This is a genomic window from Thiobaca trueperi (assembly GCF_004342175.1).
Lineage (GTDB): Bacteria > Pseudomonadota > Gammaproteobacteria > Chromatiales > Chromatiaceae > Thiobaca > Thiobaca trueperi.
The window spans coordinates 1-22585 of record NZ_SMAO01000011.1 but is presented as its reverse complement, the minus strand read 5'-3'; the positions used below and the strand labels follow the sequence as shown (position 1 = coordinate 22585).

At 60.9% G+C, this 22585-nt stretch carries 22 protein-coding genes and 1 tRNA gene; 18 read left to right on the top strand and 5 right to left on the bottom strand.

Features of this window, described 5'->3' with window-relative positions; genetic code table 11:
* Positions 1-11: 11 nt before the first annotated feature.
* Entirely contained in the window at positions 12-347 is a 336-nt protein-coding gene (locus tag EDC35_RS16865) for a hypothetical protein (RefSeq protein ID WP_132978439.1), read from the bottom strand.
* Positions 348-478: 131 nt separating this feature from the next.
* On the opposite strand from EDC35_RS16865, the gene zapE reads away from it, so the two are divergent.
* From zapE to EDC35_RS16840, 5 genes are all read left to right on the top strand, one after another.
* Positions 479-1564, top strand: coding sequence for a cell division protein ZapE (gene zapE / locus EDC35_RS16860; protein ID WP_132978438.1), 1086 nt, complete (start codon positions 479-481; stop codon positions 1562-1564).
* Between the two features lie 74 nt (positions 1565-1638).
* A complete protein-coding gene (locus EDC35_RS16855; RefSeq protein ID WP_165903464.1) occupies positions 1639-3462 on the top strand; it encodes a PAS domain-containing hybrid sensor histidine kinase/response regulator in 1824 nt (607 codons plus the stop codon).
* Positions 3450-4121: a response regulator gene (locus EDC35_RS16850; RefSeq protein WP_132978436.1), complete on the top strand. Its 672-nt coding sequence runs from the start codon at positions 3450-3452 to the stop codon at positions 4119-4121. The genes EDC35_RS16855 and EDC35_RS16850 overlap by 13 nt, the downstream gene beginning before the upstream one ends.
* Before the next feature lie 30 nt (positions 4122-4151).
* Positions 4152-4454, top strand: coding sequence for a nucleotidyltransferase family protein (locus EDC35_RS16845; RefSeq protein ID WP_132978435.1), 303 nt, complete (start codon positions 4152-4154; stop codon positions 4452-4454).
* A gap of 22 nt (positions 4455-4476) precedes the next feature.
* Complete coding sequence (locus tag EDC35_RS16840) at positions 4477-4782, top strand: HepT-like ribonuclease domain-containing protein (RefSeq protein ID WP_243651757.1); 306 nt, start codon at positions 4477-4479, stop codon at positions 4780-4782.
* A 3-nt stretch (positions 4783-4785) separates the two neighbouring features.
* On the opposite strand, the gene EDC35_RS16835 is transcribed toward EDC35_RS16840, so the two are convergent.
* Positions 4786-5145, bottom strand: a complete 360-nt coding sequence (locus EDC35_RS16835; protein WP_132978433.1) for an Hpt domain-containing protein — start codon at positions 5143-5145, stop codon at positions 4786-4788.
* 139 nt (positions 5146-5284) lie between these two features.
* Here EDC35_RS16835 and EDC35_RS16830 point away from each other — a divergent pair, with 139 nt between their 5' ends.
* The 5 genes from EDC35_RS16830 (at position 5285) to EDC35_RS16810 (ending at position 12518) form a co-directional block, all read left to right on the top strand.
* The gene (locus tag EDC35_RS16830; protein ID WP_132978432.1) at positions 5285-7396 is read left to right on the top strand and encodes a putative bifunctional diguanylate cyclase/phosphodiesterase; all 2112 of its coding nucleotides are present in this window, start codon (positions 5285-5287) and stop codon (positions 7394-7396) included.
* A gap of 242 nt (positions 7397-7638) precedes the next feature.
* Complete coding sequence (locus EDC35_RS16825) at positions 7639-8529, top strand: transporter substrate-binding domain-containing protein (RefSeq protein WP_132978431.1); 891 nt, start codon at positions 7639-7641, stop codon at positions 8527-8529.
* 132 nt (positions 8530-8661) lie between these two features.
* Positions 8662-11337 (top strand): response regulator, encoded by a 2676-nt coding sequence (locus tag EDC35_RS16820; protein WP_132978430.1) that lies wholly within the window; start codon positions 8662-8664, stop codon positions 11335-11337.
* A 97-nt stretch (positions 11338-11434) separates the two neighbouring features.
* Positions 11435-12187: a bifunctional 2-polyprenyl-6-hydroxyphenol methylase/3-demethylubiquinol 3-O-methyltransferase UbiG gene (ubiG, locus tag EDC35_RS16815; RefSeq protein ID WP_132978429.1), complete on the top strand. Its 753-nt coding sequence runs from the start codon at positions 11435-11437 to the stop codon at positions 12185-12187.
* Positions 12188-12335: 148 nt separating this feature from the next.
* Positions 12336-12518 (top strand): hypothetical protein, encoded by a 183-nt coding sequence (locus EDC35_RS16810; RefSeq protein ID WP_132978428.1) that lies wholly within the window; start codon positions 12336-12338, stop codon positions 12516-12518.
* A 34-nt stretch (positions 12519-12552) separates the two neighbouring features.
* Here the strand turns inward: EDC35_RS16810 and EDC35_RS16805 are convergent, their stop codons facing one another.
* Both EDC35_RS16805 and EDC35_RS16800 read right to left on the bottom strand, forming a co-directional pair.
* Positions 12553-13062 (bottom strand): DUF302 domain-containing protein, encoded by a 510-nt coding sequence (locus EDC35_RS16805; protein WP_132978427.1) that lies wholly within the window; start codon positions 13060-13062, stop codon positions 12553-12555.
* A gap of 25 nt (positions 13063-13087) precedes the next feature.
* Positions 13088-13369 carry a cupin domain-containing protein gene (locus tag EDC35_RS16800; RefSeq protein ID WP_132978426.1) on the bottom strand — a complete coding sequence of 94 codons (282 nt, stop codon included), beginning with the start codon at positions 13367-13369 and terminating at the stop codon, positions 13088-13090.
* A gap of 54 nt (positions 13370-13423) precedes the next feature.
* Between EDC35_RS16800 and pncC the strand changes: the two genes are divergently transcribed.
* The 8 genes from pncC to EDC35_RS16760 all read left to right on the top strand — a co-directional run bounded on the left by pncC (position 13424) and on the right by EDC35_RS16760 (position 21161).
* On the top strand, positions 13424-13918 hold the full coding sequence (pncC, locus tag EDC35_RS16795; RefSeq protein ID WP_132978425.1) for a nicotinamide-nucleotide amidase: 495 nt from the start codon (positions 13424-13426) through the stop codon (positions 13916-13918).
* Positions 13919-14058: 140 nt separating this feature from the next.
* Positions 14059-15174 carry a recombinase RecA gene (recA, locus tag EDC35_RS16790; RefSeq protein WP_165903463.1) on the top strand — a complete coding sequence of 372 codons (1116 nt, stop codon included), beginning with the start codon at positions 14059-14061 and terminating at the stop codon, positions 15172-15174.
* Between the two features lie 29 nt (positions 15175-15203).
* Positions 15204-15659, top strand: coding sequence for a regulatory protein RecX (locus EDC35_RS16785; protein ID WP_132978424.1), 456 nt, complete (start codon positions 15204-15206; stop codon positions 15657-15659).
* 35 nt (positions 15660-15694) lie between these two features.
* Positions 15695-18292, top strand: coding sequence for an alanine--tRNA ligase (alaS, locus tag EDC35_RS16780; protein WP_132978423.1), 2598 nt, complete (start codon positions 15695-15697; stop codon positions 18290-18292).
* Between the two features lie 225 nt (positions 18293-18517).
* Positions 18518-19747: an aspartate kinase gene (locus tag EDC35_RS16775; protein ID WP_132978422.1), complete on the top strand. Its 1230-nt coding sequence runs from the start codon at positions 18518-18520 to the stop codon at positions 19745-19747.
* A 261-nt stretch (positions 19748-20008) separates the two neighbouring features.
* Complete coding sequence (gene csrA / locus EDC35_RS16770; RefSeq protein ID WP_132978421.1) at positions 20009-20227, top strand: carbon storage regulator CsrA; 219 nt, start codon at positions 20009-20011, stop codon at positions 20225-20227.
* Positions 20228-20317: 90 nt separating this feature from the next.
* A tRNA-Ser gene (locus tag EDC35_RS16765) sits at positions 20318-20408 on the top strand.
* Positions 20409-20471: 63 nt separating this feature from the next.
* Positions 20472-21161 carry a thiopurine S-methyltransferase gene (locus EDC35_RS16760; RefSeq protein WP_132978420.1) on the top strand — a complete coding sequence of 230 codons (690 nt, stop codon included), beginning with the start codon at positions 20472-20474 and terminating at the stop codon, positions 21159-21161.
* A 164-nt stretch (positions 21162-21325) separates the two neighbouring features.
* Here EDC35_RS16760 and EDC35_RS16755 read toward each other — a convergent pair whose 3' ends face one another.
* Positions 21326-21835 (bottom strand): REP-associated tyrosine transposase, encoded by a 510-nt coding sequence (locus EDC35_RS16755; RefSeq protein WP_132978419.1) that lies wholly within the window; start codon positions 21833-21835, stop codon positions 21326-21328.
* Positions 21836-22585: the final 750 nt, after the last annotated feature.

Sequence of the window (22585 nt, the reverse complement as noted above, 5' to 3'; positions counted from 1 at the left end):
TGTCTGGTCGGTTATCCCGTTTTTTCCGTCGCCCAGATCTTTGCCTGAATGGGCGCCGGCTCAAAGACGGGGGGCGGCACACGATGGCTGACCGGCTCCGGCACAACGAAATAGAAGCCGCAGGTCTGCGTGGTCAGATTCTCCGCCGCGATGCGCGGATATTTACGGCAACTGGGTGGACGCAGGTGATAGACGGCGCAGCGGCTCAAGCCTTCCGCATCGAATTGCAGAAAGGGGCAGGGATAGGGCAGCTTGCAGCAGTCGCCGCAGCGGTTGCAGTCGCCGCGCCGACCGGCATCGACCGGCAGGAAGAGCGAGGTCAAAAAACGCTTGATTTTATTGAACATGAATCGGTTTCTCGGGGGCGGATGCGTGCCGGTGATGACCGGTGTCGCAGGATGGTTAGCATGCTATGCAAAAGCGTCATCGCTGTCACGGATCGACAGCGTCTGGTGGTCACATTATCTGGGCGTCCACAATGAATCAAAGCAGTTCCACGATCCCATTTCAGCCACGCGATGAGGCACAGCGGGAGGCGGGCGATCTGCTGCTCACCCTGCATCAGCGGCTGCTCAACGAGCCGTCGCCGCGTCGCGGACTCTGGGAACAGGTCAGGACAGGTTTCTCCCGGCCACCTCCGGTGCGCGGGCTTTATCTATGGGGCGGCGTCGGGCGCGGCAAGACCTACCTCATGGACTGGTTTGCTGAGGGTCTGCCGCTCCCCGACAAGCGACGCATCCATTTTCATCATTTCATGCGCGAGGTGCATGGTGTGATGTCCACGCTGCCCAAGCAGCCGGATCCGCTGGAGATCGTCGCCGACCGGCTGCGCAAGGAGGTGCGGGTGCTCTGTCTGGACGAGTTCCTGGTCACCGACATCACCGACGCCATGATCCTGCACGGTCTGCTGCGGGCGCTCTTCGCGCGCGGCATGACCCTGGTCACGACCGCCAACACCCGGCCCGACGAACTGTATCGCAACGGTTTGCAGCGACAGTTGTTTCTGCCCGCCATCGATCTGCTCAAGGCGCACACCCAGGTCTTCGAACTGGACGGCGGCATCGATTATCGCCTGCGTACCCTGACCCAGGCAGGTGTTTTTTTTCTGGAGGACGATACCGGCATCATCGACCTGGCAGCCTATTTCGAGCGGCTCACCGGCGGTCATGAGGTCGCATCCAGCGCGATTCAGGTCAATGGCCGGACGATTGCCGTGCGCCGGCTCGGCATGGACGTGGTCTGGTTCGATTTTGCGGCGCTCTGCGGAACGGCGCGCTCGGCCTCTGACTATATCGAGATCGCCCAGGAATTCCATACGGTCCTGCTGTCAGGCGTGCCTGTGCTGGGTCCGCAACAGGATGCCGCCGCCCGGCGCTTTCTCCATCTGGTCGATGAATTCTATGACCAGCGCATCAAGCTCGTGCTCTCGGCGGCGGCACCTGTTCAACAGCTTTATGGCGGGGGTCTGATCGACTTCGCCCATGAGCGGCTGGTGAGCCGGCTGATCGAGATGCAATCGACGGCCTATCTCGCTACGGCAATGCCTGATGGCGCGACCCCATGATGACAGAGGATCCGATGAGCGACGCCCGCCGTGACGACAGACTTAGGCAATGCCTCTGCCAGTCGGCTGAATCGATGTTCGCACTGATCGGCGAGGGAATGATCGTCACCGATACGACGCCGCGTATCCTGGCAGCCAATCCGGCCTTTACCCGCATCACCGGCTATACCGAGGAGGAGGTGAAAGGCCACAATCCCGGCATCTTCAAGTCCGGGCGTCATCCGCTGGTTTTTTATCAGCAGATGTGGCAAAGCCTGATGGATCAAGGGTACTGGCGCGGTGAGGTGTGGAATCGCCGCAAGAATGGCGAAATCTATCCCGAATGGCTCACCATTCAGGCGATCCGCGATGAGCAGGGAGAAACGCAGCATTATCTGGCCGTGTTCACTGATCTGAGTCAGGCGAAACGCGAGCAGGAACTGGAAGAGGCCCGGCAGGCGGCCGAAGACGCCGCGCACGCCAAGGCGCGGTTTCTGGCCAATATGAGTCACGAGATCCGCACGCCCCTGACCGCCATCATCGGTTTTGCCGAGTCCATGATCGACAGCCGTCAGACACTGGCCGAGCGCGCCCATGCCGTGGATACCATTATCCGCAACGGTCGCCATTTGCAGTCGCTGGTGAATGACATTCTGGATTTGTCCAAGGTCAAGGCCAACCGGATCGAGCTGGAATATCTGGAGACCTATCTGCCTGACCTGCTGGCGGGAATGGTGGAACTTGCGCGGGCGAAAATCGATGAGGACAGAAGCCTCGAACTCGAGGTGCATTACCTCCCGCCTCTACCCCTGCGTATCCGCACCGATCCAACCCGTGTCAGACAGATTCTCATCAATCTGCTGGACAATGCCATCAAGTTCACCGAAACCGGCACGGTGCGTCTGATCGTGAGCTTCAACCCGGAACTGGAGCAGCTGGTGATTGCGGTGCAGGATACCGGCATCGGCATCGCGGAAGACCGACTCACGACCCTGTTCGAGCCCTTTGCGCAGGGTGACAGTTCCACCACCCGGCGTTTCGGCGGCACCGGTCTTGGGCTGTCCATCGCCAAAGAACTGGCCGAACTCCTGGGCGGCAACATTCAGGTAACGAGCACCCTGGGGCTGGGGTCAATGTTCGTGGCGACGCTGGCGACCGGCCCGGAGGCGGCGGAGAATCTGGTCTGGGACAATCAGTCCTTCGACGCCGCCTATGCGGCGCGTCCGATCCGGGCGACCCGTCCGCTGGCGCTCATGGGCAAAGTGCTGGTAGCGGACGACAATCGGGCCAATCAGGATCTGATTTCACTGTATGTCCGGCGCTGCGGGCTCCAGCCCGTGATCGCTGAAAACGGTCAGGACGCAGTCGAAAAGGCGCAGTTGGAGGCATTCGATCTGGTCCTGATGGATATGCAGATGCCGGTCATGGATGGATTCGACGCCACGACTCTGCTGCGGCTGACCGGCTTCGATCAACCGATCGTGGCGCTCAGCGCCAATGTCGCCCAGTCTGATATCGAGGCGGCACTGGCGGCGGGCTGCAATGCCTATCTGTCGAAACCCATCAATCTGGATGCCTTTTTTCAAATGCTGGCACACTATCTGCCGCCCGGCGAATCGGCTCAGTCCACGCCGGATCTGACCGGCGGCATCCCGGATGACGACCCTGAACTGCAACGCCTGCATGCCGCATTCCTGGCCGAGCTGCCGGCGCGCATGGCGATCATCCGTAATGCACGCATGACGCAGGACTGGAAAACCCTGCGCGTTCAGGCCCATCAGATCAAGGGCGTCGGGACGAACTTCGGCATGCCGGAGCTGACCCGCCTGGCGGGCGCCCTGGAATTTCAACTGCTGCGGGGCGATCTGATCGAGGTCGCTTCGTTGATCGAGGATTTGGAAAAGCTATGGCCCTCATAACCTGGATGGCCCCCGTGGTCACGACGGACATCGTCGCCGGGGAACCCCTGCCCTATCCACTGTATCTGGCCAGTGGGGTGTTGCTTGCCAGACGGGGTCAGATCATACGCGATCCGGACCAACTGGAGATTCTGCGTCGTCAGTGCTGGCGCGGGCTGGCCGCCGACGAGACCCCGCCTGCCGACGCCATCACCCTGGACGAGACGGCGCTGCGCCTGGACCGGCAGCCTCCGGTACGGTTCGAGCCGCAGTCACGTCCGCCCTTATCCGACGCCACAGCCCTGGTGGCGGACGATATGATCGTGTCGCAGAAATTGCTGGTGGGGTTGCTGCGTCAGCAGGGCGTCAGCCAGGTGGTCAGAGCGGAAGACGGGGAGCAGGCCGTGAATCTGTTCTTTCGGCAACGCCCGCATCTGGCCTTTCTGGATATCGAGATGCCCGGCGTGGATGGCATTGGTGCGCTCAGGCAGATCAAGTCCTGGTCGCCGGAGACCTTCGTCTGTCTGGTGACCGGCAATGCCACCCTGGTCAACGTCAAGGCGGCCAAGTCTTATGGGGTGGACGCCTTTCTGGTGAAACCGATCAGCGGTTTGAACCTGAAGCGGGTCTTGTCAATGTATGCACCGACAGCGCGGAGTGAGGAGCGACAGGGCGCTTAGATTGACAGGACAGATCCCAGGTGAAATATCATGCACTTAACTTTGCATCTCAATGAAAACGCCTTGGTCGATTTCTGTGAGCGGCATTTCATCCGTCGCCTGTCGCTGTTTGGTTCACAGTTGACTGGACTGGCTCGACCCGATAGCGATATCGATCTGTTGGTCGAGTTTGATCCTGAGCATACTCCCGGCTTGCTTGGTCTGGCCGGAATGGAAGATGAGTTGTCGGAAATGCTCGGCGGATGCGCGGTCGATTTACGCACGCCGGGCGATCTGTCACGCCATTTCCGCAATGAAGTCTTGCGAACCGCTGAGGTTCAGTATGCACGATAAGGATCGCATTCGCTTTCTGCATATGATCGAGGCGGCGGAGGATGTGTGCCGGTTCATCAATGGACGCCAGCGTTCTGAACTGGATCGCGACCGGATGCTTTTGTTTGCGCTGGTGCGTGCCATCGAGATCATTGGCGAAGCGGCGAGCAAGGTCTCGGACGACACCCGGCAAATCTGTTCGGACATTCCCTGGAAAGCCATGGTCGGGATGCGTAATCGGCTGATCCATGCATATTTCGATATCGACGCGGATATTCTGTGGGTGGCGGCAACGCAGGAGATTCCGGCGCTGCTCGTCACCTTGAAAGCGCATACGAAAGCGTCATAGCTCTCATCCCTGGAGCGCCGGTGGCGTGTAACCTCCTTGCCGGAGTTCAGCAACCGTGTTGCGGACGATCTCCGGCAGCCCCGTCATCACCGTGCCCACGGTGGCGGAATCGCCCACCCGTGCGTGACGCTCCAGTGTTGCTGCCGCCACTGACAGGACGCTCGCGCCCAGATTGCCTGCACCACCCTTGAGCGAATGCGCGATCCGGGCAACCCCCGGCAGATCCGCCTGATTGCAGCACTGCGCCAGATCATGTAATTCAGCGTCCAGTTGAGCGACGAAACCGGACGTGATCGCATGAAGATCGTCCTCGCCCAGAATGTCCAGCAATTCGTCCAGAGTCTGTTGGTCCAGGTAGTTCATTGCGCGGCCCCAGCCTGATTTGCGATGGAGTTTGGATGACCGGTTCACCGTCACAGGCTTCCCTGATCTGTGAATGTTGATATAGTGCCGGACAGATACGAACTGGAATCTGGCTCATTGGCCTGGTGGGCAGAGGGTAATGATGGCTGATCTCGACGCTCGTCAGGAACATCGTGGCCGCCTGCTGATTGTCGATGACGATCACTCCACACGCCAGTTGCTGAGGGGCGTTTTAGCCCGCCAGGGATTCGCGATCATTGAGGCCCGCGATGGCGCCGAAGCGGTCAGGCTCTTCGAGCAGCAACGTCCCGAACTCGTCCTGCTGGATGTCATGATGCCGGTCATGGATGGCTTCGAGGCCTGTTTTCGCATGCGTGTGATCGATCACGACCAGGGCACGCCGGTCATCATGCTGACCGGGGCCGACGACATGCAGGCCATCGACAGCGCCTTCAACGCGGGTGCCACCGATTTTATCACCAAACCGATCAACTGGACCCTGCTGACTCAACGTGTTCGCTATGCCCTGCGTGCGGGTCGCCTGAACCGCGAGGTGCGCCAGAACCGGCTGCGTCAGACCTCGGCCCGACGCATCGCCAGACTGGCGTTCTGGGAATGGCGGCTGACCGACGATTCGCTGCACTGGTCCGACGATCTGGAGGCGCTGACCGGCATTGCCGGTCAGCGTTTCAGCCATCTCCATGAGTTTCTCGCCGCCATCCACCCTGATGACCGGGGACGGGCGCAGCGGGCGCTGAATCTGATTCGCGAGACCGAGGGCCAGCTTGAACTCGAACTCAGGCTGATTGCCGACGGCGGCGAGCGGCTGGTGCATCTGGTCGGCGAGCGTGGCGGGCACGGCAGCGATGGCAATCTGTTTGTCGGCGCCTTTCAGGATGTGACCGACATGCGCCGGACGGCGGCGCTGGTGGATCATCTGGCGCTGCACGACGAATTGACCGACCTTGGCAATCGCCGGCTGTTCCTGCGGCAGATCGGCGACGCACTGAAATCCATCGCGGCGGATGCAGGCGGCGCCCTGCTGGTGGGCTGGATCGATATCGTCAGTTTTCACCGTCACAACGACGCCCTGGGCGAAGCGGTCGGCGACCGGCTGCTGACCGAGATCGCGCACCGCTTGCAGCGTCTCCTGCTCAGTCCGGATGCGGTCGCCCGGGTCGGGGGAGACGATTTCGCCCTGCTCCTGCATGCCCCTGATAAGGATGCAGCCATTGAGCGCCTCGAATCGATCCTGTTCAGCCTGCGTCGCCCATTCCATCTTGTCGAACAGGACACCATCCTGACATTCTCGTCCGGGATCGCCTGCTTTCCTGATCATGGCGCTGAGGCCAATCAGTTGCTGACCCAGGCGCAGGAGGCGCAGCGTCTGGCACGCGTCCAGGGGAGACCCGTGGTCATGGCCGCCCCCAAGGCGGACTCGCACGCAGCGTTCAGCGAGACGCTGGCACTGGAACATGCACTCCACGAGGCGCTCGACAGAGAGCAGTTTTTTCTCCTGTATCAGCCCCAGATGGATCTGCGCGCCGGACGGATCGTCGGTGTGGAATCCCTGCTGCGCTGGCGGCATCCGACCCTGGGGCTGGTTCCGCCTTCACGCTTCATCCCGCTGCTGGAAAATCTGGGGCTGATTTCAGCCGTGGGTCAGTGGGTTCTGGAGGAAGCCTGCCGACAGTCCTGCCGCTGGACCCAGGCCGGAATCGATCTGCGTGTCGGCATCAATCTTTCGCCGCAGCAGTTTCTTGACGCGGCGATGTTTGAAAGGATCCTGGAAACCATTCAGCGTGTCGGCGCCAGACCGGCCAGCATCGAACTTGAAATCACCGAAAGTCTGGCGATGCAGGATCCGGCCAGCGCCATCGGTCTGTTGGGGCGTCTGCGCAACGCGGAGATCAAAATCGCCATCGACGACTTCGGCATCGGACATTCCTCGCTGGAATATCTGCTGCGCTTTCCCATCGACACCATCAAGATCGATCAGGCCTTTGTCAGGAACATCACCCGTGTTCAGGCCGACCGCGCCATCGTGCGCGCCGTCACCGCCATCGGCCAGACACTGGGTCTGAGCATTATTGCCGAAGGCGTCGAGACCCTGCGCCAGTGCGACTTCGTCGAAGCCCTGGGGGTGACCGAAATTCAGGGCTATCTGATCGGCAAGCCGATGGAACCGGCGCTGATCGCCGCGCTGTACGCCGATTTTATCCGTCCCGGAACCGAAACGCCCTGCCTGTAAATCCCGCTCGCGGATACGCTCAACGCCCTGGATGCCCGGCACCCGGAGCACGGACAGACCCTCGAATGAAACGGCGTCCAGAACGGAATGCCGGGTGTCGAGCACATGCGACGTCTGGCGCATTCGCGGCTTTTGGTCGGGACGCGGCCTGAGTTGCGCTGACCAGAAATCGGGTGTCAATTTCAGCGTAATATTCCGCTCTCAACCGCAACAGACACATGCACTGGAATCGAGGACGACCGATGAAAACTCAATACGTCATTCAGTTTTTTGCCGCGCTCCTGTTGACAGCAATGGTCTCCGCCAGTCTGGCGGCCGATCTCGACGAGATCAGGTCGCGCGGCGAGCTGCGTCATCTCGGTATCCGCTACGCCAATTTCGTCACCGGCGCCGGCGATGGCTTCGATGTGGAACTCGTGCAGGGTTTCGCCAAGCATCTCGGGGTGAAATACACCCTGGTCTATTCGGATTTTTACAATGTGATCCGGGATCTGCTGGGCAAGGATGTAGTGCGCAAAGATGGCGAGGTAACACTGGAAGGTGATTATCCGGTGAAGGGCGACATGATTGCCACGGGGTTCACGGTGCTGCCCTGGCGTCAGGCCGTCCTGCTCTATTCCAAACCGACCTTTCCATCGCAAGTCCTGCTGATCGCCCGCTCCGATTCGAATTTCACCCCGATCAAGGGCAGCGACGATCTCGCCCTGGACATTCAGGAGACCAAGGCGCTCATCGGTCATCACAGTCTGCTGGTCATGGAGCGCACCTGTCTGGACCCGGCCAACTACGGTCTGAAAGGGGTCGGGATTGATCTCAAATCCTATACCCGCAACACCAATCTGAATGAAATGGTTCCAGCCCTGCTTAATGAAGAGGCGGAACTGTCGCTGCTGGACGTGCCTGACGCCATTCTCGACCTGAGAAAATGGGCGGGACAGATCAAGGTCATCGGCCCCATCTCCGAACATCAGGATCTGGCCGCCGCCTTTCCCAGGGATGCGCCCGCGCTGCGCGACGCCTTCGACGAATACCTTTTGAAAATCAAGGCGGATGGCACCTACGACCGCTTGGTCGATCAATATTACCCCGGCATTCGCCGCTATTTCCCTGACTTCTTCACCCGCCGGGATTAAGCGTCAGCATGGTTCAAACGCCATAGAATCCGCCGGATGACGGATTAAACCGCGTCACAGCTAAGGGGCGTCGATGCGCCAAACATTGAACTCACTCGAAACTCAGCCTCTCGCTCTGGACGCAGTTTAGTGATGCGGCTTTTTGATCGACTCCTGCCGCGCTGGCCGCTGATTCTGGCGGCCGTCTTCTGCGCCTATATCTTCATCCTGCTGTGGAATGTTTACACGTCTCAGGATTTGCTGCGTCTGGCGGCAGATGCGCGGCTGGTGGCGGACAGTCAGCGGCGGTCGGCGGCCATCAGCGATTTTCTCGCCGAGCGTCGCAATGCCGTGGCGGAGCTGGCGGAGAGCCATGACATCAATGCCTATCTGATCAACCGCGCCCTCGGGATGTCGCTCCAGTACGGACTCAATGCCAACCTGGACGCCATCGACGCGCATTTTCGCCAGAAGGTCGCGAAAAAAAAGCTGCGCGGGATGCCGATTTACAGCCGCATTGTTTATCAGGACGAGACCGGAGCCATCCTGTCCGATCTGCAACCCTCGGCCCCCCCGGTCAGTCTGCCGCCCGGTTTTGAGCACGAGGTCAAGGTGATCATCGACTCCGCACAGCGCCAGATCGTCACCAGCGCCCCGGTTGTTTACAAAGGCATGCCAAGCGGTGTGGTGGTCACGGTAGGTGATCTGCGTCAGCTTGCCTGGCTGCTGATCTCCTCCGGAACCGGCGGCGAGGCGGGCGAACCCTATCAGGAATTGCTGCTGTCCGCCGACGGGCTGGATATTCCGGCGCCGGAGAGCCGGATTGCACCGGATCGGGCGTTTGCCCGGGCGCTGGTTCAACTGCCCGAAAACACCCTGGTGCCGGTGCGGGACATGACCGATGGCAGCACCACCTTTGCCGACAGTCTGGCGCTGCGCACAACGGTCGAGGGGACGCCGCTGTCGCTGGTGACGCTGATTGCGGAACGCAGCGTCTATGGCCACATGCGTTCGCGCGCCTTTCTCTATTCGCTCAGCATTGTTCCCTTCATTCTGATCTTCGCTGCCATCGTCATCGACCGTCTGCGCTTGCGCGCCATCAAACTGCAGGCCGAGTACATTGAGTCGGATCGTCTGCGCCATGAGCTGGAGCATCACAATCGGGAGCTGTCGGTCGAAATCGCCCGGCGCGAGGCGCTGGAAAGCGAGCTGCGCGAGAACACCGCACGTCTGGAGGAGATGACCGTCGCACTGCGGCGCAGCGCGGAGAAAGCGGAAGAGGCGAGTCGGGCCAAGTCCGATTTCATGGCTACCATGAGCCATGAAATCCGCACCCCCATGAACGGCATCCTCGGCATGACCGAACTCGCGCTGGAAACGCCCCTGACGGACGAGCAGCGCGACTGTCTCAACCTCGTCAAGCTGTCCGCCGACGGTCTACTGACCATCATCAACGATATTCTGGATTTCTCGAAGATCGAGGCCGGCAAGCTGAGTGTGGAGGCCATCGACTTCAATCTGCACGGACTGATCAACGAGGTCATGAAGACCCTGGCGGTCAAGGCGGAGGAAAAGCATCTGGAACTCCTGTGCCAGATCGTGCCCGGCGTACCACAGCGGGTATTTGGCGATCCGGGACGCCTGCGCCAGATCCTCATCAATCTCATCAATAACGCGATCAAATTCACCGCAAGTGGCGAAGTGGTTCTCCGCGTCTTGCTGGAAGAGACGCTTGGCGAGCGGATCAACCTGCATTTCTCCGTGCGCGATACCGGCATCGGCATCCCGCGCGAACATCAGCAGCGCATTTTCGATGCCTTTTCGCAGCAGGACAGCTCCACCACCCGTCGCTTTGGCGGAACCGGACTGGGGCTCACCATTTCCAGACGGCTGGCGGAACTCATGGGTGGGCGGATCTGGATGGAAAGCCAGACCGGGGTGGGCAGCACCTTCCATGTCACACTCTGGCTGGGCCTGAGCCAGCGTGAGGTCGTCGCCCCGCCACCCCAGGATCTCCACGGCAAACGGGTGCTCCTGGTGGATGACAATGCGACCAATCGGCGGGTGTTGAGCGGACTGGTTCTGCAATGGGGCATGCACCCAACCGAAGCGGAAGACGGTGTGGAGGCACTCAAAATCCTGGAGGCCAATGCCTCCACTCCATTCGATCTGCTGCTGATCGATTATCACATGCCCCGCATGGACGGCTTCGAACTGACCGCCGCGCTCAAACAGGATCCACGACTGCGCGGATTGAAGATGATCATGCTCTCCTCGGCATCCATCCGGGGTCACGGCGCCCGCTGTCGCGAACTGGGCATCGACGCCTTTCTCACCAAGCCGGTGGCGCAGCACGAACTTCTGGAATCCATTCATACCCTGCTGGGTCGAACCTGCCTGGGTGATGCGCCCTCCCCTTTGATCACACGGCATTCGCTGCGGGAAGAGCGGGTTGTGCTCAAGATTCTGCTGGCGGAAGACAACGCCGTGAATCAGAAGCTGATGCTGACCCTGTTGAGTAAGTGGGGGCATGAGGCCACGCTGGCGCAGAACGGACAGGAAGCCGTGGACTGGTTCGCGCGCGAAAACTTTGATCTGATCCTGATGGACATGCAGATGCCCGTCCTGGGCGGACTCGACGCCACCCGCCAGATCCGCGCCCGTGAGGCAGCCGATCCGTCACGGCCACGCACGCCCATCCATGCACTGACCGCCGCCGCACTGCCCGAAGAACGCGAGTCGGGAATGGCGGCCGGTGTCGATGGCTATCTCACCAAGCCGCTCAACAAAAAGGAGCTGCTCGACCTGCTGGCCAGGATCAAAGCCTGATGGCGGTCGATCAGGACGATCCAGGCGCCATGTTGTTGCAAAGCCCCGCCAACGCCACGATTTCGGTCACACTCAATCATCCGCACAGGAGCTGTCCATGACCGCCGTCCATTTGACTGCACCCAGTATCGATCCGGATGAGGTCGCCTATTTCGAGCGGCTGGCCCATCGCTGGTGGGACACCGATGGGCCATTCTGGCCGCTGCACCGGCTGAACGCCTTTCGGGTCGATTACATCCGTCAGCGGCTGGCGGCGGCGCTGGGACGCGATGCCAGCCTGGAGCGTCCTTTCGCGGGCCTGCGGCTGCTCGACATCGGCTGTGGCGGCGGCATTCTGAGCGAGTCCATGGCGCGTCTCGGGGCGCAGGTGACGGGCATCGAGATCACTGCAAAAAATGTCCGGGTGGCCGAGATGCACGCCCAGTGGAGCGGGCTCCAGATCGCGTATCGACTGGCGACGGTCGATCAACTGGTACGCGAAGGCATCCAGTTCGATGCGGTGCTCAACATGGAGGTCATCGAGCATGTGGAGCATCTGCCCGATTTCCTGGCCGATTGCAGTCGGCTGGTGCGACCGGGCGGGGTCATGTGCGTCGCCAGCATCAATCGCACCCTCGCCGCCTGGCTCATCGCCATCATCGGCGCCGAGCATATCCTGCGCTGGCTGCCGCGCGGCACCCATCATTTCCGCAAACTGGTCAGGCCGCAGCAGGTGCTCAATGGTATGGGCGGCGAATTCACGCTCCTGCACCAGACCGGCGTGCGGGTCAATCCATTCACCCGCGTTTTCGGTCTGACCCGCTGGATGGGCGTGAACTACATGCTGATGCTGCAACGGCGCCCAACCTGAGCTTTGCACCAGAACGCGCGAAGAACGGTCATCTTTTCGACTTAAGATCCGCCTGACCGATCAGCAATCGTTCTATGAGCAGAGACACCGCAGCGGCGCCCGGCAGATCAGTCCTGCCCGCCACGGTGATTCAAGCGGAGTACGCGCAATGGAAAACAAATACCAGGAACTGCACGACTGGGTGGCGTCGATGATCCGGGGCGATCTGGGTTATGTCTATATCCGGCTGTATGCGAACGCGCCTGAGCGGATACGCGACATGGCGATCAACCATTTCGGCAAGAAAACGGTCTTCCTGCCCCCGATGGAAGTCAGACCGCGCGCGGCCTGAGCCGCTTTCTCAAAACCGTCTCCCGCCAATCGTCTCACAGATCGCCACTGGCGCCGGCCTGCATGATCTCGTTCATGGTGTCGCGCACCTGAATGGCGAGCGCCTGGAGATCCGGCGGCAGATCGGCCATCTGAATGACCGGATCCAGATCCAGCGTCACCAGCCAGGGCTTGCCGTGCTCATCCTCGATGAGCGTGATGCGGCACGGCAGATAGGCGGCGAAGTCCAGATTGACCGCCAGCATGCGCGCGGCGATGCGGGCATCGCAGAACTGGAAGATCTCGACCCGTCTGGTCGGTACACTCATGGCCTCCAGCTCCTTGTAGAGCGGCAGCCGCGCGACCAGCTTGAAGTTCAGCGCATTGGCGCGCAGCAGCATGGAATCGACCGCGTCATCCATGGAAACGCCCTCGGCCAGCGGGAGCTTGAAAACGGTGTCGGCGATCTTCATTCCCTCCGCACGGAGGGTCGAGGCCAGAATGAGCAACGGCAGGCAAGCGAGCAGAGCCAGCCAGGGGGCGGTCAAGCGGATGGATGAACGCATATCGCGATCCTCTCTGTGGGCAGATTCAGCCGAAACGGTAATGTTTTTCAACCGACTCCAGTATCTCCCAGGTGCATGACAACCCGGCAGGAAAGGTGATGAGATCACCGCGTCCAAAGGTTTGCGGCATGCCGTCATCGGGCGTCACAATGAATCGCCCACGCAGTACATAGCAGGTTTCGGTTTGCGCATAGCGCCACGGGAAACTTGAGGGCTCTTTTTTCCAGATCGCCCAATCATCGACCCCCATCACCTCCAGCTTGGCGGGAGATGGCTTATGTTCGCAGCGGATGTCCAGATCATTCATGTCGATGGTGGCTCCAGTCATTGCCGCCGAGCAGCAGCGATTATCCTGAATTCTATGACAGATCAAGCCACCCCTGAATCGCTCATCTCTCTCGCCGCACGCATCGGCGAGCGGCTGCTGGCTCGCGGCTGGATGCTGACGACCGCTGAGTCCTGCACCGGCGGCTGGATCGCAAAAACGGTCACGGATGTAGCCGGTAGCAGCGCCTGGTTCGACCGGGGATTCGTGACCTACAGCAACGCCGCCAAACAGGAAATGCTCGGCGTCGCGCTGGAGACACTGACCCGGCATGGCGCGGTCAGCGAGCCAGTGGTAAAGGAAATGGCGGCTGGCGCACTGGCGCAGAGTCGGGCGCAGGTCGCCATTGCCATCAGCGGGATCGCGGGGCCGGGCGGGGGCAGTGCGGAGAAACCGGTGGGGACGGTGTGGTTTGCCTGGGGGCTGCCCGGACGGATTGTGACGCAATGCATGCAGTTGGCGGGCGACCGTGAGTCGGTTCGTCAGCAGGCGGTACGGATCGCCCTTGACGGCTTGCTGGAACAGCTTTAAATCGCGACCAGCGCGGTATGCGCTTCCAAACCAAAAACATCAGATGCCGCACCGGGCGCGGTTTAGATCCATGACGCCCGGAAACGGCTATGCCATAATCCGCGCCTTTCCAGTTTGGCATCAGGCTTGACGGAGGCGAAATGGACGAGAACCGCAAAAAGGCGTTGGCCGCTGCGCTGAGTCAGATCGACAAGCAGTTCGGCAAAGGCACGGTCATGTGTATGGGCGACACCGGCACCGTGCGCAATATCGAAGCCATCTCCACCGGCTCGCTGGGCCTTGATCTGGCACTGGGCATCGGCGGCGTGCCCAAAGGGCGTGTGATCGAAATCTATGGCCCCGAGTCCTCCGGCAAGACCACGCTGACCCTGCATATCATCGCCGAATCGCAGAAACTGGGCGGAACGGCGGCCTTCGTCGATGCCGAGCATGCGCTTGATCCGGTCTATGCCGAAAAGCTCGGCGTCAACATGAAGGAACTGCTGGTTTCCCAGCCGGACACCGGCGAGCAGGCGCTGGAAGTCACTGACATGCTGGTGCGTTCGGGCGCGCTGGATGTGGTGGTCGTGGACTCGGTCGCGGCGCTCACGCCCAAGGCCGAGATTGAGGGCGAGATGGGCGACTCGCACATGGGCCTTCAGGCGCGGCTCATGTCACAGGCGCTGCGCAAGCTCACCGGCAACATCAATCGTTCCAACTGCTGCGTCATCTTCATCAACCAGATTCGCATGAAACTGGGCGTGATGTTCGGCTCGCCCGAAACCACGACCGGCGGCAACGCGCTCAAGTTCTATGCCTCGGTGCGGCTTGACATCCGCCGCACCGGCAGCATCAAGAAGGGCGATGAGGTCATCGGCAGCGAGACCCGGGTCAAGGTGGTGAAGAACAAGGTCGCGCCGCCCTTCCGGCAGGCCGAATTCGACATCCTCTATGGACACGGCATTTCGCGTGAGGGCGAGATCATCGATATCGGCGTGGCCGAGGGCTTCGTCGAAAAATCAGGCGCCTGGTACAGCTACGACGGCAATCGCATCGGTCAGGGCAAGGACAACGTGCGCAATTACCTCTGCGAGAATCCGGCCATTGCGCAAGCCATCGAGGCGAAGATCCGCGACAAGCTGCTGCATCGGGCCGATGGCGAGCCGGTCGTCGAGACGCCTGAGCCGCCAGCCGTGTCCGCGCCGCGCTCACGCGCCCGCGCAACCCCCGCACCGGTTGCAGACGAGCCGGGCCTCCCGGCGGAGGACGAATCCTGAGCTCCCACGTCCAAGCCATTTTCCAGCCGATGACCGCTGCGGATCCGGCAACCGAGATCGCACAGCGGGCACTGAAACTCCTGGCGATGCGCGAGCACTCGCGGCGTGAACTGGCGCATAAGCTCGCAGCACGCGGCTTCGACAGCGCAGACATTGATGCGGCGCTGGATCGGCTCATGGCAGAGGGCTCCATTGACGAGTCGCGTCTGGCCGAACACTATGTCGCCGAGCGCGTCGGCAAAGGCTTCGGTCCACTGCGCATTCGCGGCGAACTGCGCGAAAAAGGGCTGGCAGACGAGCTGATCGACCGTCACCTGGAACCATTGAGAGACGATTGGGCAGACGCCCTGGCTGCTGTCCATGATCGACGTTTTGGCAACGAACCGCCCACGGATCGCACTGACCTCGGTCGGCGTGCGCGTTTCCTGGAACAGCGCGGTTTTCCCACCGATTCAATCCGGCGCTTCCTGCGTCGGCATGACTGACCGTTCACCACCAGCGGTTCATCGAGACCTTCCCCATGACCACCAGTGCCGAGCTTCGAGCGAGCTTTCTTGATTATTTCGCACAGCGCCAACATGAGCGGGTGGCGTCCAGCCCCCTGATCCCCGGCAATGACCCCACCCTGCTGTTCACCAATGCCGGCATGGTGCAGTTCAAAGAGGTCTTTCTGGGTCGTGAGCGCCGCGCCTACAACCGCGCCGTCAGCTCGCAACGCTGCGTGCGCGCCGGCGGCAAGCACAATGACCTGGAAAACGTCGGTTATACCGCCCGCCATCACACCTTTTTCGAGATGCTCGGCAATTTCAGCTTCGGCGATTATTTCAAGCGCGAGGCCATCGAATACGCCTGGGATTATCTGACCCGTGTGCTGGCGCTGCCGCCCGAGCGTCTGTGGGTGACGGTCTTCACCGAAGACGACGAGGCCGCCGACATCTGGCTCAAGGAGATCGGCGTCGATCCCGCCCGTTTCTCGCGCTGCGACGCCAAGGACAACTTCTGGTCGATGGGCGACACCGGCCCCTGCGGTCCCTGCTCCGAGATCTTCTACGACCACGGCCCCGAGATCCCCGGCGGCCCGCCCGGCTCGCCCGACGCGGACGGCGACCGCTATGTCGAGATCTGGAATCTGGTCTTCATGCAGTTCAACCGCGACGCCAGCGGCACCCTGACCCCGCTGCCGCATCCCTCGGTCGATACCGGCATGGGTCTGGAGCGTCTGGCGGCGGTCATGCAGGGCGTGCACAGCAATTACGAGATCGATCTCTTCAGTCATCTGATCGAGGCGGCGGCGACCGTGACCGGCTGCGCCGATCGCGCCGACAAATCGCTGCGCGTCATCGCCGACCATATCCGTTCGGCGGTCTTTCTGATCATCGACGGCGTCACCCCCGGCAACGAGGGACGCGGCTATGTGCTGCGCCGCATCATGCGCCGGGCCATCCGTCATGGTTATCGGCTCGGCTGTTCCGAACCCTTCTTTCATCGCCTGGTGGCGGCGCTGGTGGCCGAAATGGGCGCGGCCTATCCCGAGCTGCGCACCGCCCAGGCGCATGTCGAGCGCATCATTCTGCTGGAAGAAGAGCGGTTCGCCGAGACGCTTGACAATGGCATGCGCATTCTCGACGAGGCCATCGCCGGGCTGAAGGATGGTCGCATCCCCGGCGAAACCGTGTTCAAGCTCTATGACACCTATGGTTTTCCGACCGACCTCACCGCAGACATCGCCCGTGAGCGTGACCTGACCCTCGACATGGAGGGTTTCGAGCAGGCGATGGGCCGACAGAAGGAGCGCGCTCGCGCCGCGAGCCAGTTTGGCGCCGGTCAGACGCTGGAGATCCAGATTCAGGGCGAGACCGATTTCTGCGGCTATGAGCGGCTCCAGGAAGAGGCGACGGTCGTGGCGCTTTACCGCGACGGCGATTCCTGTGATGTGCTGGAAACGGGTGAAGAAGGTCTGGTTATCCTTGATCTCTCGCCTTTTTATGGCGAATCCGGCGGACAGGTCGGCGACCACGGCTGGCTGACCGCCGAAACCGCCCGCTTCGAGGTGCTTGACACCCAGAAGAAAGGCGACGGTGTGCTGATTCATGTCGGGCGCGTGACCGAGGGTCAACTGACGGTCGGCGACCGGGTCGAGGCCCAGGTGGATGCCGAGCGGCGACGCGCCATCGCGCTCAATCACTCCGCAACCCATCTGCTGCATGCGGCGCTGCGTCAGGTGCTCGGCGAGCATGTGCAGCAGAAAGGCTCGCTCGTCGGGCCGGAGCGTCTGCGCTTCGACTTTTCGCATTTCGAACCGGTCTCGCGCGAGCAGCTCCTGACCATCGAACGGATGGTCAATCGCGAGGTGCGCGCCAATCATCTGGTCGAGACCCGGATCATGAATCTGGATGACGCCAAGGCGTCCGGGGCCGTGGCGCTCTTTGGCGAGAAATATGCCGAGCAGGTGCGCGTGCTGCGCATGGGCGATTTCTCCACCGAACTCTGCGGCGGCACCCATGTCAAGGCGGTTGGCGACATCGGGCTGTTCAAGATCCTGAGCGAAGGCGGTATCGCCTCCGGCGTGCGCCGTATTGAGGCCACAACCGGCGCCAATGCCCTGGACTGGATCGAGGCGGACGAGGATCGACTGCTGCGTCTCGCCGGTCTGCTCAAGGGCGGACGCGAGGATGTCGATGAGCGCGTCATGCAGTTGATCGACCGCGCGCGCCGGCTCGAAAAGGAGCTGGAGCAGATCAAGTCGAAACTTGCCAGTTCAGCCGGACAGGATCTGGCCTCGCAGGCGGTTGTCATCGATGGTGTTCAGGTTCTCGCGGCGCGGCTCGACGGCGTCGATCCCAAGAGCCTGCGCGTCACCCTGGATCAGCTCAAGGACAAACTCGGTTCAGCCGTCGTGCTGCTGGCGACCGAATCCGAAGGCAAGGTCAGTCTGGTGGCCGGCGTCACCAAAGACCTCACCGACCGCTTCAAGGCTGGCGACCTCATCGGCGCGGTCGCGGCCAAAGTCGGCGGCAAAGGCGGCGGGCGTCCCGACATGGCGCAGGCTGGCGGTAACGATCCAGCCGGACTGCCAGCGGCGCTGGCGCTGGTCGAGGATTGGGTGAGAAGTCGTTGACAATCCTCAGATCAAGTTAGCGCCTCTAGCGCCTTAAGAAATTCCGAGGCCGTTCGTTGTCGTTGTCGTTGTCGTTGTCGTAATCGTCAGCTTGCGAATCCTCGATTACGACAACGACAACGATCAGAGGCGGTCTCGAAATGAGCTGGAGGCACGCCGTGTTTACTGCCAACTGCCAACTGTAGAGATAGAAACAATGCAAGACAGACAGGACAGGAAGAAACGATGGCCCTGATCGTGCAGAAATACGGTGGAACCTCGGTCGGCGCTGTCGAGCGCATCCAGGCGGTTGCCGAGCGCGTCAAACGCTGGCGCGAACAGGGACATCAGATCGTGGTGGTGGTCTCGGCCATGTCGGGCGAGACGGATCGGCTGATCGGACTGGCGAAACAGATCCAGGAGCGCCCCGAGCCGCGCGAGCTGGATGTGCTCATGTCCACCGGCGAACAGGTCACCATCGCCCTTCTGAGCATGGCGCTGGCAGCCAAGGGCTGTCCGGCCCGCTCCTATACCGGCGCGCAGGTGCATATCCTCACCGACAGCGCCCATAACAAGGCACGGATCCGCGACATCGACGCCGCACGCGTGCGCGCCGATCTGGATGCCGGACGGGTGGTCGTAGTCGCCGGTTTCCAGGGCGTCGATGAACAGGGCGACATCACCACACTCGGTCGCGGCGGTTCGGATACCTCCGCCGTCGCCATCGCCGCCGCGCTCAAGGCCGACGAGTGCCAGATCTATACCGACGTGGACGGGGTCTACACCACGGATCCGCGCGTCGAGCCCAAGGCCCGCAAACTCTCCCGCATCACCTTCGAGGAAATGCTGGAAATGGCCAGCCTCGGCTCCAAGGTATTGCAGATCCGTTCGGTCGAGTTTGCCGGCAAATACAAAGTCCCCCTGCGTGTCCTCTCCAGCTTTGGCGAGGGCGAGGGCACCCTGATTACCTTCGAGGAAGAAGTTGTGGAAGACGCCAAGATCTCCGGAATCGCCTTCAGCCGCGACGAGGCCAAGCTGACCGTGCTGGGTGTGCCGGATCAACCCGGCGTCGCCTATCAGATCCTGGGGCCGATTGCGGATGCCAATATCGAAGTCGACATGATCATCCAGAACATCGCCGCACAGGAGGCGCTGACGGATTTCACCTTCACCGTCCATCGCAACGACTATGCGCGGGCGCTGGAAATCCTCCAGGGCATTGCGCAGACTCTGGGCGCACGCCAGGTGCTGGGCGACACCCAGATCGTCAAGGTCTCGCTGGTCGGGGTCGGAATGCGCAGCCATGCCGGCATCGCCAGCCAGATGTTCGCCAGTCTGGCCAAAGAGGGGATCAACATCCGCATGATCTCCACCTCCGAGATCAAGATCTCGGTCGTGATCGATGAAAAATATCTGGAACTGGGCGTGCGGACACTGCATGAAGCATTTGGCCTGGCCGGAGATCCTGCGCCTTAGTCCCCCGCGCTCGCGGGCGACCGACGGACTGGCGAAAAATCTGTCACAATCTTGCAATCGATCAAATCGGCTAAATTTCATGCGATTGATCGAAAAGCTATGGATATCGCTTTGCGATTGTTAGAATTCCAGGGTGAGAAGCGTTTCTCATGCTTGGTCTGGGGGTGGTTGAGCCTCCCGGAGTACGGCACAGAAGAGGTCGGGTTGCCGGGCCGGGCAAATCATCAAGTCGGATAAGGGAAAAATAGGGAGAAATCTACGATGTTAATCTTGACTCGCCGCGTCGGCGAAACCCTCATGATTGGTGACGAAGTCACCGTCACTGTACTTGGCGTCAAGGGTAATCAGGTTCGTATCGGCGTCAATGCACCCCGTGATGTTGCTGTCCACCGTGAAGAAATTTACGAGCGGATCAAACGGGAGCAGGCCGCAGGAGGACCAGTCGCCGATCCGGGCGAGCATGTCGGTCAGCTTGATTGATTTGGCAAAAGAAAGCCGGGCGTGTTAACATGCCCGGCCTTCGGTGCTAGTCTTATAATGCTTCAAGACTTCCAGCCTTAGATGTACCCCGGAGAGATGGCCGAGTGGCTGAAGGCGCTCCCCTGCTAAGGGAGTATAGGCTAAACCCCTATCGAGGGTTCGAATCCCTCTCTCTCCGCCACATACCAAGCCCAAGCCCGTTCACGGGCTTGGGCTTTTTTATGTCATCTGCACCGGAATCCGCATGATCAATCGTGACAACGCCTTATGGCAGCAGTACTGGCGCGACCGCCGAACCGACTTTCACCAGAAAACGGTCAACCCGCTCCTGATCCGTTTCTGGCCCGGTCTCGGTCTGGCGCCGGGAAGTCGCGTGCTGGTCCCGCTCTGCGGCAAGAGTCTGGACATGCTCTGGCTCGTCGAGCAGGGCTATCGCGTCCTCGGCATCGAATTGAGCGCACTGGCGGTTCGGGCCTTCTTTCGCGAACACCAGATGCAGCCCACGCGACGGAACGAGGGGTTGCTCACCCGCTGGGGATACGGGAACCTTGGCATTCTCTGTGGCGACTTTTTCGCGATGACCGAGGCGGATCTGGGACCGGTCGATGCCATTTATGACCATACCGCCTTCACCGCGCTACCGGAGGACATCCGCCGCCCTTACGTCGCCCATCTGAATGCCATCACCCCGGCGGCCCGCAAACTCCTGCTCCTGACCGCCGAGGACGCCGACGAAGGCCAGTCACCCGCCCAGGCATCCGCCGCCGCACCAGAAATCGCCGCCCTCTACGGCGAGCGTTTCGAGATCGAACTGAGCCATGTCGAGCCCGTGATCGAAGACGCCGCGCAAGCGCCCGACGCGCCGCCAGAGTGCGTCTACTACAAGGTCTATCGACTCAGCCAGCGGAACGAAAGTCAGAAGGTGCTGGCGTAGGATGAGTAGAGCGCAGCGAAACCCATCATCCTCCTGCGCTGCGCCATCACTTTCCTGAGTCATTCCAGGCAACTGTCAGAATCGGTGGTCGATGGGTTTCACGGCCATCGGGCATCAAATGCAGATCAGGACGGTATTGCCACCGCTCTATCCATTCAACCTTGCTACGCCGGATTCACCGCCCGATCCTCCGAATAGATACCCGCTTCGACGAACCGGGAAAAGGTTGAAAACGGCCAATCCCGAGTTCGCTCGACATAGCCATGCTTCACCGGATTGATGTGCACATAGTCGCAATGCGTCGCGAAATCGCGGTCGTCGCGAATCGCATGCTCCCAGAAACGCCGCTGCCAAATCCCCCGCTCGCCGCGACGCATCCGCACCGCCGAGCGATATTCGGTCGATTCGATCGCGCGCGAGAAATGCTGCTTGATGGTCCGCCACCGATTGGCGTAATCGGCGTCACCTTCCGGCAAGGTCCAGATGGCATGCAGGTGATCCGGCAAAACCACCCAGGCGTCTATATGAAATGGATAGCGACGCCGAACCCGTCGCACCGACTCGCGCAACGCATCGATATGTCGGACCAGCAGATCGTTCGGGTAGCGTTCCAGCAGATTCACCGTGAAGAAATAGGTCCCACCCGGAATTCGAACGCGACGATAATCGGGCATTGCTCCCTCCTTATCGAATCCACCGACCCCGTTCATGGCGTAGCAATAGCGAAGCGTATTGCGCCGAAAGGAAGCAGCGCAGAGCGAGCAGGTTGGCGGCACCAGAAAAATCTCGAAGTTCGAGCAGTATGCAACGTCGGTCGAGCATTGAGACGCACCACCTGCCAACCATGCTCACGACGTAGGGCGCAATAGCGAAGCGTATTGCGCCGAAAGGAAGCAGCGCAGAGCGAGCAGGTTGGCGGCACCAGAAAAAACCTCGAAATTCGCGCAGCATGCAACATCTGTCGAGCATCGAGACGCACCGCTTGCCAACCATGCTCACGACGTAGGGCGCAATAGCGAAGCGTATTGCGCCGAATGGACATTGGCACAGGTCGATCAGGTTGGCAGCATCAGACGAAACCTCGAAATCCGAGCGGCATGCAGCGTTGGTGTGGCGTTCACGCGAACCGCTTGTCAACCATGCGGCGCAATACGCTATCGCTATTGCGCCCTACGCGGGCTCACTTCAGCCTACGCCCCTCACTTCGCCGGCGAATAACCGTAGCAAGCAATTGTTAAATCTCAGTATATTCAAGTGCGTACTTATCCAGTCTCTTGGTGGCGCGAAAAACTCTGGTACCTGGAAATCTTTTACGTACCAGTTCGATAATATACCGAGCTAATACCAATTTTTCGTTGACTCACTCACCGACAATGGCGAAGTTTTCCGTCAGCAACGATCGTAGATCACCACGATATTGGTTC